Here is an 11,824-nt window from a genome sequence, read left to right on the forward strand (position 1 = left end):
CACAACGGGCCGGACATCAACGAATCTTCAGGGTTGCCAGTCCCATCAGCACCAGCACGACGGTGATGATCCAGAACCGGACGATGACGCGCGGTTCGGGCCAACCCTTGAGCTCGAAATGGTGATGCAAGGGCGCCATGCGGAAAATACGCCGCCCGGTCAGCTTGTAGGAACCGACCTGAAGGATGACCGACACGGTTTCCATGACGAAGACGCCACCCATCACGAACAGCACGATTTCCTGGCGTACGATGACCGCCACGATACCGAGGGCAGCGCCCAGTGCCAGCGCTCCCACGTCGCCCATGAACACCTGCGCGGGATAGGTGTTGAACCACAAGAACCCCAGTCCCGCGCCTGCTATCGTGCCACAGAACACCGCCAGTTCACCGGCACCGGGAACCATGGGAATATGCAGATACTCGGCGAATACCGCATTGCCGCTGGCATAGGCGAACACCGCCAGCCCCATTGCCACCATGACGGTCGGCATGATCGCCAGCCCATCGAGTCCGTCGGTCAGGTTGACGGCGTTGGAGCTACCCACGATGACCAAATAGGTGAGTACGATGTAGAACAGCCCGAGCTGGATCACCACCTCCTTGAAGAGCGGCACGATCAGGCTGGTCTCCACCGGGCTGGCCGCCGTGTAGTAGAGCACCACCGCCGCCCCGATGCCGAGCACGGTCTGCCAGAAGTACTTCCAGCGTGCCGGCAAGCCGCGCGGGTTCTTCTCGACCACCTTGCGATAATCGTCGACCCAACCGATGGCGCCGAAGCCCAGCGTCACGATCAGCACCAGCCAGACATAGTGGTTGTCCAGGTCGCCCCACAGCAACGTACTGATCGCCATGGCCATCAGAATCATGGCCCCGCCCATGGTAGGCGTACCCGCCTTGGAGAGGTGGGACTGGGGACCGTCGTCGCGCACGGCCTGGCCGATCTGGCGCTCCACCAGGCGACGAATCATCATCGGCCCAAACCACAGACACAGCAATAACGCGGTCAGCGTGCCAAGAATGACGCGAAGGGTCAGGTAATCGAAGACGGTAAAAGCGTTTTGATACTGTGCAAGAAATTCAGCCAGATAAAGCAGCATGTTATAGCGTTCACCTTGATGCATCCGCGCGCAGTTCGGCGACCAGTCGCTCCATACCGGCGCTGCGCGAGCCCTTGACCAGCACGCTGGCCCCTGACGGCAGATGGTCTTGGGCATGGCGCAAAAGCGCGTCCCAGTTGGTAAAATGACACCCTGACTCTCCGAAGGCACGAGCCGCCGGCTCGGCCAGAGGGCCCAGAGTTCCCAGAAAATCGATACCACGCTCACGGGCATAATGCCCGATCTCGGCATGCAGCGCGTCTGCCGCCCCACCGAGCTCCCCCATGCCGCCCAGGAAACACCAGCGCGGCCCCGGCATTTGCGCCAGTACGTCCAATGCTGCCTTCACTGCGCCGGGATTGGCATTGTAGGTGTCGTCCAGCAGCCTACTGCCGCGGCGCCCCTCGACCAGGGCCAGCCTGCCCGGCATGGCCTGGAGTTCGTTAAGGGCAGCAATCACGTCGCCGACCGGCACTTCGAGCGCCAACGCCGCCGCCGAGGCCGCCAGCGCATTGCTCACGTTGTGCTTGCCGAACAGGCCGAGCTGCACCCTTCCCAGCGGTTTTCCTTCTTGAACCAGCGTAAAAGCGTAACGTCCGACATCGTCGTGAATCATATCGCGCGCCTGGACTCGCGCATCCGCCGACAGGCCAAAATCCACGATACGCCGCTGACCGGCCAGGCGTTGCCAGAACGGATGGAAAGCGTCGTCACGGTTGAGCACCGCCACCCCCTCCGGCGCCAGCCCTGCGAGGATTTCCCCTTTGGCCTGGGCAATCTGCCCCATGCCCCCGAACTCGCCGACATGCGCCCCGGTAACGTTGGTAATCACGGCCACCTGGGGACGGGCCAGCATCGTCGTCCAGGCAATCTCGCCCAAATGGTTGGCGCCCAGTTCGATTACCGCATATCGATGTGCCTGGCTGAGCCCCAATAGGGTAAGCGGCGCCCCGATATCATTATTGAGATTGCCTCGCGTCGCCAAGGTCTCGCCGCATCGCCGTAGAATGGCAGCCAGCATTTCCTTGACCGTCGTCTTGCCGCTGTTGCCGGTGACCGCCACCAGCGGCCCACCCCAGGCCAGGCGACGCGCCTGCGCCAGGATGCCCAGCGCCAGACGGGTATCGGCCACCTCGATCTGGGGCAGGCTATCATCGATCGGTCGCGACACGATGGCAGCCACGGCGCCGGCGTCACGCGCCTGGGCCAAAAAGTCGTGGGCATCGAAACGCTCGCCACACAGTGCCAGGAATACATCACCGGGTTTCAAGGTGCGTGTGTCGGTCGTTACGGCACCGGCCAACCGGTCTTCGCCATGCCACTCTGCCCCCAGCGCTGCGGCAATCGCGGCCAGGCTATCCAGTCCGCTATCGCTCATGCGTTACCCTCGCGTGATTGCAGGGCTGCCTCGGCGCACCCGGTGTCCGAGAACGGTAGACGCCGCCCCTGGATTTCCTGATAGGTCTCGTGCCCCTTGCCGGCAATCAGGATGACATCCTCCGGCCCCGCCCCGGTAATGACTTTGGCGATGGCGTCGCCACGCCCGCCGATACACCAGGCACGCGTCTGCGCCTCGGGCGACAATCCTGCCATGATCTGCTCACGGATGGCTGCCGGATCTTCGCTTCGCGGGTTATCGTCGCTGATCACGACGTGATCGGCCAGCGGTTCGACGGCCTGCGCCATCAACGGACGCTTGCCGGCATCACGATCGCCGCCGCAGCCGAACAGGCACCATAACCTCGCCTGCCGGGGCAAATGATCGCGCAATGCCGACAAAGCGTTGTGCAATGCGTCGGGGGTATGGGCGTAGTCGACGATGACGCTGGGCAGCCCCGGCCGGGTGGTAATTTGCATTCGGCCTGGTACGGGCGTCAGGACATTGGCGGCCTCGCATAGCGCATCGAGCGATTCGCCCAGGCCATACAGGACGGCCATGGCCAGCAGTACGTTATCCAGGTTGAAGCGACCCATGAGGCCGAGTTCAAGGGCCCGTTCACCGTCCGGCGTGGCAATCAGCACACGCTGCCCCGAGGCATGCGGCTGCCAGTCGAGCACCCGCAGCGTGGTGGCTTCCTGACGACCGGTGGCCAGTACGCGTACGCCTTCCGGCAGTCCGGCCAGCATCAGGCGTGACAGTGCATCGTCGCCGTTGACCACGGCCAACTCGAGTTCGGGTCGCCGGAACAGGCGCGCTTTGGCCGCCGCATAGGCCGCCATGCTGCCGTGATAGTCGAGATGATCGCGCGATAGATTGGTAAATACGGCCGTACCGAGACGACAGCCGGCCAGGCGCTCCTGCATCAACGCATGCGACGAGACCTCCATGGCCACGCGCCGGATGCCGCTGGCAGCCATGCGGCCCAGCATCCATTGCAGTTCGAGGGGGCCCGGCGTAGTGAGCCCACTGTCGGTCAGCCGTCCCGGCCGCCCCCAGCCCAGCGTACCGATTACGCCGGCGGGACGGCCCAGCGACTCGCTCAACGCGGCGATGTAATGCGTGACGGAACTCTTGCCGTTGGTCCCGGTCACGCCGATCAGCTCCAGGGAATCGGGAACGGCGAACAATGTTCGGCCCAACTCTCCTAGCCGCCCCGCCAGGCCGGGAAGCGCCAGCACCCGTTCGTCGCTTGGCAATGCCGCGTCGCCGGCCGCTGTATCGGGCACTTCGGCCAACACCAGGTATGCTCCGTCGGCCAGTGCCTGGCTGACGAACCGACGTCCATCGACCTGGACCCCGGGGACGGCCACAAAGATCGCCGGCAGCTCGCTTTCCGCCACCTCACGACTATCCCGGCATAGACGCAACGCCGCTGCGGACAACGTCCGGCCAACATCGGGCAGCGGCATGCCGGGCCATAATTCGGAGATAGCTTGCCACAGGCGGTCACCGTCGATCTGAATCACTCTACCGCCTCCTTCTTGTCGGGTAGCACATCGAGTAGGCGCAAGGCCTTGCCCACGACACGGCCGAACACTGGCGCCGCGACGAGACCGCCATAGTAATCGCCGTTCTTGGCGTTATCGACCATCACCACGGTGACGATTCGCGGGTCTGAGACCGGTGCAATGCCGGCAAACAGCGAACGATATGCCGTTTGCTGGTAGCCGGCCTGGGTGACCTTGCGCACCGTACCCGTCTTGCCGGCAACTCGATAACCCGGCACGACGGCACGTGAACCGCCGGCACTGGGCTGCACGATGGCTTCGAGCATATGCAGCAGATCGTCGGCGACCTGTGGCGCCATGACCTGTTGCCCTTCGGGCGGCGACGACAACTTGAGCAGCGAAGGCGGCATACGCTTGCCTTCATTGGCGATCGCCGTATAGGCGCTAGCCAACTGCAGGGCGGACACGGCGACGCCGTAACCGTAGGACATGGACGCCCGTTTGCTATCCGACCAGTCGTAGGGAGTGGGCAGGCTACCGGTCGTCTCGCCCGGAAAACCGGTGCCCGGCGTCTGACCGAGACCCAGCGCATGATAACGATTCCACACCGCATCCTCCTCGAGTTGCAGGACCACTCTCGACATACCGATATTCGAGGAGTGCAGCAGGATACCGGCCATCGACAGCTCGCCGTAGTTGCGGAAGTCGCGAATCGTGAAGTTGTCGACCCGCATCCAGCCCGGCGAGGTATCGATGACCGTTTCGGGAGAGAACTTGGGCGTTTCCAGAGCAGCCGACATGGCCAGCGGCTTCATGACCGAGCCCGGCTCGAATGCGTCCGTGATCGCCTGGTTGCGCAGACCGTTGGCATCGAGCTCGGCACGATTGTTCGGGTTATAGGACGGCAGGTTGGCCATCGCCAAGACCTCGCCGGTCTTTACATCCATCATCACCAGCGTGCCGCCGTCGGCGTTGTTCTCGTCCACCGCCGCCTTGAGTTCGCGATAGGCCATGTACTGCAGGCGAAGGTCGATGGATAGGGCCAGGTTGCCTCCCGGCTTGGCCTCCTTGATCAGATGGAGATCGCGAACCAGGCGCCCCTTGCGGTCCTTGAGCACCCGGCGCTTGCCGGGCTGTCCGGCCAGGAAGCCGTTGTAGGCCAGTTCCACGCCTTCCTGGCCCTTGTCGTCGATATTGGTGACACCGACCAACTGGGCGGTGACTTCACCGGATGGGTAATAGCGCTTGTATTCATGCTGCGCATAGACGCCGGGCAGGCGCATGTCGAGAATGGGCTGCGCATCGAGCGGCGTCATGCGTCGGCGCAGATACATGAACTCATGCTCGGCGTAGCGCTCGATGCGCGCGTTGAGCTCGGCAAGGTCCATTCCGAGCGCTCGCGCCAGCATCATGCGCTGGATGTCATCGACAGGAAGCTCCTGCGGGTTGGCCCACAGACTCACCACCGGCGTCGAGATCGCCAGGGGCTCGCCGTGCCGGCTGGTGACCATGCCGCGGTGTGCGTCGATGGTCTCGACACGCAACGTACGGGCATCGCCTTGCCCCTGCAGGAACAGCCGGTCGATGACGTGCAAATCGACGATGCGTCCCACCAGGACGGCCAGGGCCACCAGCACCACACAGACCATGAAGCGGTAGCGTCCCGCCCCCAGCGGCGCGACCTGCGCCCGGGTCGGCGAATTGTCTCCTGCCGCACTCATGGGCTGATCACCTTGACTTCACTGAGTTCCGGCACATGCATGTCGAGGCGCTCGCTGGCCAGGCGCTCGATCCGCGACGGCGCCGACCAGGTACTTTCCTCGAGCAGCAGCTGCCCCCACTCGGTCTGCAATTTGTCCTTGTGGCGCTCGAGCTGCTGCAGGCGGGCATATTGCACGCGCGTCATGTGCGCACTGGTAATCACGGCCAGGGCGCTGACCAGCACCAGCCCAACCAGTGTCATGACCAGTAGCTGACGCCACCCCAGCAGCTTGATACGGCGTCTTGCCGATGGCCTATTCGCATTCGCCATACCGACCTCAAGCGATCTTGCGTGCGGCGCGCATGACCGCACTACGCGCACGGGGATTGGCGTCGACTTCAGCCGGCCCGGGTCGCTGGGCCTTGCCCAACGTCTCCAGACGCTTTGCCAGTTGATCCTCGCGAATCGGCATCCCCCGCGGCAGGTGGGTATCGCCGCGCACATGGTCGCGAACGAAGCGTTTGACGCGCCGGTCCTCCAGCGAGTGGAAGCTGATCACCACCAAATGACCGCCCGGCATCAACGCATCCAACGCGGCGTCCAGCGCGGCATCGAGTTCGTCGAGTTCACGGTTGATGTGGATACGCAGCGCCTGAAAGGCGCGTGTCGCGGGGTGCTTGCCCTTCTCCCAGGCGGGATGGGCGGCCTTGAGCAATTCGGCCAGTTCGCCGGTGCGCACGATCGGCGCTTCTTTCCGGCGCTCGACGATGGCGCGCGCCATGCGCTTGGCAAAACGCTCCTCGCCATAGGTCTTGAACACCCAGGCGATATCGGATTCTTTGGCCCGCGCCAGCCAGTCGGCGGCGTTCTCGCCCTGGGTGGGGTCCATGCGCATGTCGAGCGGGCCGTCACGCAGGAAGCTGAAGCCGCGCTCGGGATCGTCGAGCTGGGGCGATGACACCCCGACATCCAGGAGTACCCCGGCCAGACGCCCATGCAAACCCAGCGTCTCGGACAACTCGCCAAGACGGCCGAAGGTATCGGCATGGATCGAGAAACGCGGATCGTCGATACGCCGGGCTTCGGCGAGTGCCTGGGGATCGCGGTCGATGGCGATCAGGCGCCCCTCAGGCGAAAGCCGCTCGAGAATCGCACGGGAATGCCCGCCGCGCCCGAACGTGCCATCGAGGTATATCCCGGCGGGATCGTGAATCAACGCATCGACAGCGCCATCGAGCAGAACACTGGCATGACGGTAGTCGGGCGAAGACGAAGCGTTGGCACGATGCGGCATGCGGGTCTCGATACGGCGAAGCGAAAATTGTGGGGATGGGAGTCGGCCGATAAGCCGGGTTCTGTCGTGGGCAGCCATTCATCTAGGCCCAGCGTTACCACTGGGCTCAAGCGACCTACCCGCCCCCACTGCGGGCCACAGCATCGGGGGCCTATTCGGTCTTGCTCCGGGTGGGGTTTACCATGCCACGAGCTGTTGCCAGCCGTGCGGTGCGCTCTTACCGCACCCTTTCACCCTTGCCGGCAGCTTGCGCTGCTTAGGCGGTCTACTCTCTGCTGCACTTTCCGTCGGCTCGCGCCGCCCAGGCGTTACCTGGCACCCTGCCCTATGGAGCCCGGACTTTCCTCCCCCGGTGCCCGTGCGAAACGAGTACCGGCGGCGACTGCCTGGCCAACTCCCAAGCGCGCAAGAATACCAGCGCCCAAGGCGCCCCTCAACCGTCGGCCCTAAGCGACAGTGCCCGCTCGTACCATGCCTTCTTGCGACCACCGAGCAGGCGCGTCACGACAGCGGCGGCCTGCTTCACCCCGACGCCTTCCGCCAGCAACGCCTGCAGGATCGCCTGACCATCCAGACTCGCGGTATCGATATCCCGTGGCGGCGCGCCGGCCACCATCATGACGAACTCGCCACGCGCCTGATCGGAATCCTGCTCCATGAGCGCCAGGAGCCGTTCGGCGGTGCCATCGAGGAAGGTCTCGAAGGTCTTGGTCAACTCTCGCGCCAGGACGACCCGGCGATCGCCAAGCACCGCTGCGATATCCTCCAGACTATCGCGGATGCGATGCGGCGACTCATAGAAGACCAGCGTCTCGCCTCGTTCGCTCAGCGCCTCCAGGCTATTGCGGCGCGCACCTCGCTTGGCTGGCAGAAAGCCGCTGAACATGAAGCGATCGGTCGGCAATCCCGCTGCGGATAGCGCCGCGACCAGGGCACAGGGGCCGGGCACCGGCACGATACGCTGACCGCTTTCGCGCAGCGCCCGCACCAGCACGAAGCCGGGATCGGAAATCAACGGCGTCCCCGCGTCGCTGACCAGCGCGACGTCATCGCCGTTATCGAGCCTGGCGGCAAGTTGGTCGACACGCCCCGCCTCGTTATGCTCATGAAGAGACAAGAGGGGACACTCGATGCCCAGGTGCTTGAGCAGCCGTGACGTATGCCGGGTATCCTCGGCGGCGATCACGGCGACGCTTGCCAATATCCCGGCGGCACGTGGCGACAGATCGTCAAGATTACCAATCGGTGTTGCCACCACGTACAATGTGCCCTTGCTAGACTCGGTCATGTACTGATCTCATACAGGGAAGTATCGTCGCCTCGCCACTGCTGGGTCGCCATCTGGCCGAACTTTGCCAGTCACAAGGAACCAAGAATGATAGACAAATCGCTGCGTCGCCTGATGAGTGCCGGTCTGGTGGCACTTCTGTTGGCCGGCTGCGCCGCACCTCAGGGAATCGTCGAGCGCCTGCCCGGCGACCAGGAACCCGCCGAACTTCTGAGCCAGGCTGAAAACCAGAGCGGCACGGAGGCGGCGCGCACCCGCCTTCAGGCCGCCGACATCCTAGCACGCCGGGGGGACAATGCGCAGGCGATCCAGGTCGTCACGGATATCGATCCCTCCTCGCTTCCACCTGCCGAGCGAGTCGAGTGGGCGTTGCTGCTGTCCTATCTCGGCCTGGCCCAGCAGGACGGCCGGCCGGTCATCGAGGCGACCTCCGTACTGGAAGACAATATCGACATCCCCCGCGAGGACGCCCTGACCCTACGCTATAGACGCGGCCTCGCGCTGGGCATGGTCGGCGAACCCCTGCCCGCCGTAAAGACCCTGATCGGGGTTCAAAAAGACGATCCCGGCTTCGCGCTCAACGACGAGATATGGCAACAGCTGACCCGCTTGCGCGGTTCATCGCTGCAGGAGCTAGCCGACATCCAGGACCCGATCGTGCAGGGCTGGGTAGCGCTGCTCGAGTTGCAGCGTCGCAATAGCGGCGACATCGCGCGGCTTTTCGAGCGTATCGAAGAGTGGCGCGGCACCTATCCCAACCATCCTGCGGCACGCCGTCTGCCCGGCGATCTGCAGGCCCTGCGCGAGCTGCGTGGACGCGACGTGCGCCATATCGCCGTCTTCCTGCCGGAGTCGGGCCCCTTGAGCAATGTCGCCGAGGCCCTTCGCGAGGGCATCCAGGCCCGCCATATGAGCGCCCTCGACCAGGGCGAACAGACCCCTCAGCTCAGCTTTTACGATACCACCGGTGCCGACATTCAGGCGCTTTATGCCCGTGCGCAGATGGAAGGCGCGCAAGTGGTCATCGGCCCGCTGGACAAGGATCAGGTATCGCGACTGGAAGTTCGCAATGACGTTCCGTTGCCGACGCTGGCGCTGAACTACGGCACTGCGCCGACCAATCATGCCGAAGGACTATTTCAGTACGGCCTGTCCGCAGAAGACGAGGCGCGTCAGGTTGCCCAACGCGCCTGGCGCGATGGCCATCGCAGCGCCGGCATGCTGGTTCCCGACAATCCTTGGGGTGCACGGGTCTCGGATGCCTTCCGCCAAGCCTGGCAGGAATTGGGCGGCAGCGTCGCCAGCCTGATCAGCTACAATCCCGAAGCCTCGGTGACCAATGCCGTCAGGCCGCTGCTCAACGTGCGCGGCGAACGTGCCCAGCGCGACATGGACATGCTGTTCCTGCTTGCCTTGCCTAGCTATGCCCGCCAGGTCCCGCCGACACTGAAGTTCTATTACGCAGGTGACCTGCCGATCTATGCCACGTCCCACCTTTACGAGGGCCGGGCGCAGCCGCGCGTCGATCACGACCTCAACAACGTCATGTTCGTCGAGATTCCCTGGATCATTCCCGATGCCGCCGTAGGCGGCGTAGAGGCCCTGCCTTACCTGGACAGCTACCGCAAGCTGCGTAACGATGATGAGCCCGCGCTATTCAAGCTCAAGGCCATGGGCGTCGATGCCTATGAACTGGGGCGCAAGCTACCACTTTTGGAAAGCCTTCCCGGCAGTGAAACTTACGGCGCCACCGGCACATTGACGCTGCGTACCGATGGCCGTATTCATCGTGAACTGCCTTGGGCGCAGTTCGCCGGCGGCGTGCCGCAGCCGCCGCTACGTGGCAACACGCAGGAAACGGACACCGCTGATCAACCCGCTTCGCCAGAGACAGCGCCGGCGTCCCCCGGCGCGACAGGACGCGGCGACGATGACGCATAGCCGTACCGCCAGGGCCCGCGGTGAGACGATCGAACGGGCTGCGGCCGAGTGGCTGCAGGCCCGGGGGTTACGTCTCGTAGCACGCAATCAGCACGCCAAGGGCGGTGAGCTCGACCTGGTCATGCGCGATGGCGATATTTTGGTTTTCGTCGAAGTGCGCCACCGGGCCGACAGCCGCCACGGCCATCCGCTGGAGACCGTCACTGCCAGCAAGCAGCGCCGCCTGATACAGGCGGCGCGTTTTTATCTGCTACGCAACGGGCTATCATGTCCCTGCCGCTTCGACGTGGTTGGCGTGACCGGAACGTCTCCGCACCTGGAGTTCGTCTGGGTACGCGCCGCCTTCGATGCCTTCTGACCGCTACGGAACCGATCGACCATCATGGATTTCCAAGCACGTATACTCGGCCACTTCAACGCGAGCATCGATACCAAGACCTACGCCAGCGAGGTGCTGCCGCCTTTCATCGAGGTCGCCAGCCAGATGATGGTGCAGTGTCTGGTAAGCGAGGGCAAGATTCTTGCCTGCGGCAACGGAGGCAGTGCCGGCGACAGCCAGCACTTCTCGTCGGAATTGCTCAACCGCTTCGAGCGCGAGCGCCCAAGTCTACCTGCACTGGCACTGACCACCGATACGTCGACGCTGACCTCGATCGCCAACGACTACAGTTACAACGAAGTCTTTTCCAAACAGATACGCGCCTTGGGTCAGCCAGGCGATATCCTTCTGGCCATTTCCACCAGCGGCAATTCGGCCAACGTCATCCAGGCCATCCAGGCTGCCCATGACCGTGACATGAGCGTCGTTGCCCTGACGGGCCGGGATGGAGGTAACATGGCCTCACTGTTGGGCCAGGACGATTGCGAGATCCGCGTACCGGCGACATCGACGGCCCGCATCCAGGAGGTCCACTTGCTGGTGATACACTGCCTGTGCGACCTGATCGACGAACAGCTTTTCGGCAGCAACGAGTGATGACTATGAAAAACGGAGCGCTCTTTCCAGCCCTGCTGGTTCTGGCACTGGGTCTCGGCGGCTGTACCGCCATCAACAGTGCCACGACTCCCGCTACGGCGGGCGAGGACTATAGCGTACGAACGGCTGGCACCAAGGTCGAAGACGAGAACATCGAGTCCAAGATCATCGAAACCATGGAGCGGACCGACGCCCGCCTCACCGACGCCCGGGTCGGCGTGAACAGCTACAATGGCGTCGTGTTGCTCTACGGTCAGGTGCCTAGTCAGGAACTCAAGGACAAGGCCGGCCAGATTGCACAGAACACGCGCATGGTCCGCCAGGTCCACAACGAGTTGACGGTGGCTGCCAACCTGCCGATGAGTCAGCGCATGACCGACAATTGGCTGGAAACCCGCGCACAGACCGAGCTGGCGCTCAACGAGAACATCGATTCGCGCCATGTCGAAGTCATCAGCGAAAACGCCACGCTTTATCTGATGGGAATGGTCAGCCGCCAGGAAGCCGAGCGAGTCGTCAACGTCGTCTCGCAGATCGGTGGCGTTCAACGCATCGTCAAGGTCTTCGAATACCTCGACTGATTCCTTCTGCGTATGCAAAAAAGCGGGAGGCGTTATCACGCCTCCCGCTTTTTC

11 protein-coding genes and 1 other RNA gene are annotated in these 11,824 nt (G+C 63.7%); 4 read left to right on the forward strand and 8 right to left on the reverse strand.

The annotated features are described in order from the left end of the window. Positions 1–16 precede the first annotated feature (16 nt). From mraY to rsmI, 8 genes are all read right to left on the reverse strand, one after another. Positions 17–1,099 (reverse strand): phospho-N-acetylmuramoyl-pentapeptide-transferase, encoded by a 1,083-nt coding sequence (gene mraY, locus MHM84_RS04120; RefSeq protein ID WP_239262749.1) that lies wholly within the window; start codon positions 1,097–1,099, stop codon positions 17–19. Between the two features lie 10 nt (positions 1,100–1,109). Further along, a complete protein-coding gene (gene murF, locus MHM84_RS04125) occupies positions 1,110–2,477 on the reverse strand; it encodes a UDP-N-acetylmuramoyl-tripeptide--D-alanyl-D-alanine ligase (protein ID WP_239262752.1) in 1,368 nt (455 codons plus the stop codon). Continuing rightward, a complete protein-coding gene (locus MHM84_RS04130; RefSeq protein WP_239263836.1) occupies positions 2,474–3,949 on the reverse strand; it encodes a UDP-N-acetylmuramoyl-L-alanyl-D-glutamate--2,6-diaminopimelate ligase in 1,476 nt (491 codons plus the stop codon). Before MHM84_RS04130 ends, murF begins: the two co-directional genes overlap by 4 nt. 53 nt (positions 3,950–4,002) lie before the next feature. Further along, entirely contained in the window at positions 4,003–5,709 is a 1,707-nt protein-coding gene (locus tag MHM84_RS04135) for a penicillin-binding transpeptidase domain-containing protein (RefSeq protein ID WP_239262755.1), read from the reverse strand. Continuing rightward, a complete protein-coding gene (gene ftsL / locus MHM84_RS04140) occupies positions 5,706–6,020 on the reverse strand; it encodes a cell division protein FtsL (protein WP_239262758.1) in 315 nt (104 codons plus the stop codon). Before ftsL ends, MHM84_RS04135 begins: the two co-directional genes overlap by 4 nt. 7 nt (positions 6,021–6,027) lie before the next feature. After that, complete coding sequence (gene rsmH / locus MHM84_RS04145) at positions 6,028–6,984, reverse strand: 16S rRNA (cytosine(1402)-N(4))-methyltransferase RsmH (protein ID WP_239262762.1); 957 nt, start codon at positions 6,982–6,984, stop codon at positions 6,028–6,030. Between the two features lie 34 nt (positions 6,985–7,018). After that, positions 7,019–7,382, reverse strand: an RNA gene (gene rnpB, locus MHM84_RS04150) — RNase P RNA component class A. A 35-nt stretch (positions 7,383–7,417) separates the two neighbouring features. Continuing rightward, positions 7,418–8,272 carry a 16S rRNA (cytidine(1402)-2'-O)-methyltransferase gene (gene rsmI, locus MHM84_RS04155; protein ID WP_239262765.1) on the reverse strand — a complete coding sequence of 285 codons (855 nt, stop codon included), beginning with the start codon at positions 8,270–8,272 and terminating at the stop codon, positions 7,418–7,420. A gap of 87 nt (positions 8,273–8,359) precedes the next feature. Between rsmI and MHM84_RS04160 the strand changes: the two genes are divergently transcribed. From MHM84_RS04160 to MHM84_RS04175, 4 genes are read left to right on the forward strand one after another with little or no spacing between them, the layout of a single operon-like run. Further along, positions 8,360–10,213 carry a penicillin-binding protein activator gene (locus MHM84_RS04160; RefSeq protein ID WP_239262768.1) on the forward strand — a complete coding sequence of 618 codons (1,854 nt, stop codon included), beginning with the start codon at positions 8,360–8,362 and terminating at the stop codon, positions 10,211–10,213. Further along, complete coding sequence (locus MHM84_RS04165; RefSeq protein ID WP_239262770.1) at positions 10,203–10,571, forward strand: YraN family protein; 369 nt, start codon at positions 10,203–10,205, stop codon at positions 10,569–10,571. The genes MHM84_RS04160 and MHM84_RS04165 overlap by 11 nt, the downstream gene beginning before the upstream one ends. A 24-nt stretch (positions 10,572–10,595) precedes the next feature. Then, positions 10,596–11,189, forward strand: coding sequence for a phosphoheptose isomerase (locus MHM84_RS04170; RefSeq protein ID WP_239262773.1), 594 nt, complete (start codon positions 10,596–10,598; stop codon positions 11,187–11,189). A 5-nt stretch (positions 11,190–11,194) separates the two neighbouring features. After that, positions 11,195–11,770, forward strand: a complete 576-nt coding sequence (locus MHM84_RS04175; RefSeq protein WP_239262776.1) for a BON domain-containing protein — start codon at positions 11,195–11,197, stop codon at positions 11,768–11,770. Positions 11,771–11,824 lie beyond the last annotated feature (54 nt).

Source organism: Halomonas sp. McH1-25, assembly GCF_022348165.1.
Classification (GTDB): domain Bacteria; phylum Pseudomonadota; class Gammaproteobacteria; order Pseudomonadales; family Halomonadaceae; genus Modicisalibacter.

Bases quoted from the DNA above. Each gene is read 5' to 3' on its own strand.
- mraY (WP_239262749.1), bottom strand. From the start codon at position 1,099: ATGCTGCTTTATCTGGCTGAATTTCTTGCACAGTATCAAAACGCTTTT.
- murF (WP_239262752.1), bottom strand. From the start codon at position 2,477: ATGAGCGATAGCGGACTGGATAGCCTGGCCGCGATTGCCGCAGCGCTG.
- MHM84_RS04130 (WP_239263836.1), bottom strand. From the start codon at position 3,949: ATGCCGCTGCCCGATGTTGGCCGGACGTTGTCCGCAGCGGCGTTGCGT.
- MHM84_RS04135 (WP_239262755.1), bottom strand. From the start codon at position 5,709: ATGAGTGCGGCAGGAGACAATTCGCCGACCCGGGCGCAGGTCGCGCCG.
- ftsL (WP_239262758.1), bottom strand. From the start codon at position 6,020: ATGGCGAATGCGAATAGGCCATCGGCAAGACGCCGTATCAAGCTGCTG.
- rsmH (WP_239262762.1), bottom strand. From the start codon at position 6,984: ATGCCGCATCGTGCCAACGCTTCGTCTTCGCCCGACTACCGTCATGCC.
- rsmI (WP_239262765.1), bottom strand. From the start codon at position 8,272: ATGACCGAGTCTAGCAAGGGCACATTGTACGTGGTGGCAACACCGATT.
- MHM84_RS04160 (WP_239262768.1), top strand. From the start codon at position 8,360: ATGATAGACAAATCGCTGCGTCGCCTGATGAGTGCCGGTCTGGTGGCA.
- MHM84_RS04165 (WP_239262770.1), top strand. From the start codon at position 10,203: ATGACGCATAGCCGTACCGCCAGGGCCCGCGGTGAGACGATCGAACGG.
- MHM84_RS04170 (WP_239262773.1), top strand. From the start codon at position 10,596: ATGGATTTCCAAGCACGTATACTCGGCCACTTCAACGCGAGCATCGAT.
- MHM84_RS04175 (WP_239262776.1), top strand. From the start codon at position 11,195: ATGAAAAACGGAGCGCTCTTTCCAGCCCTGCTGGTTCTGGCACTGGGT.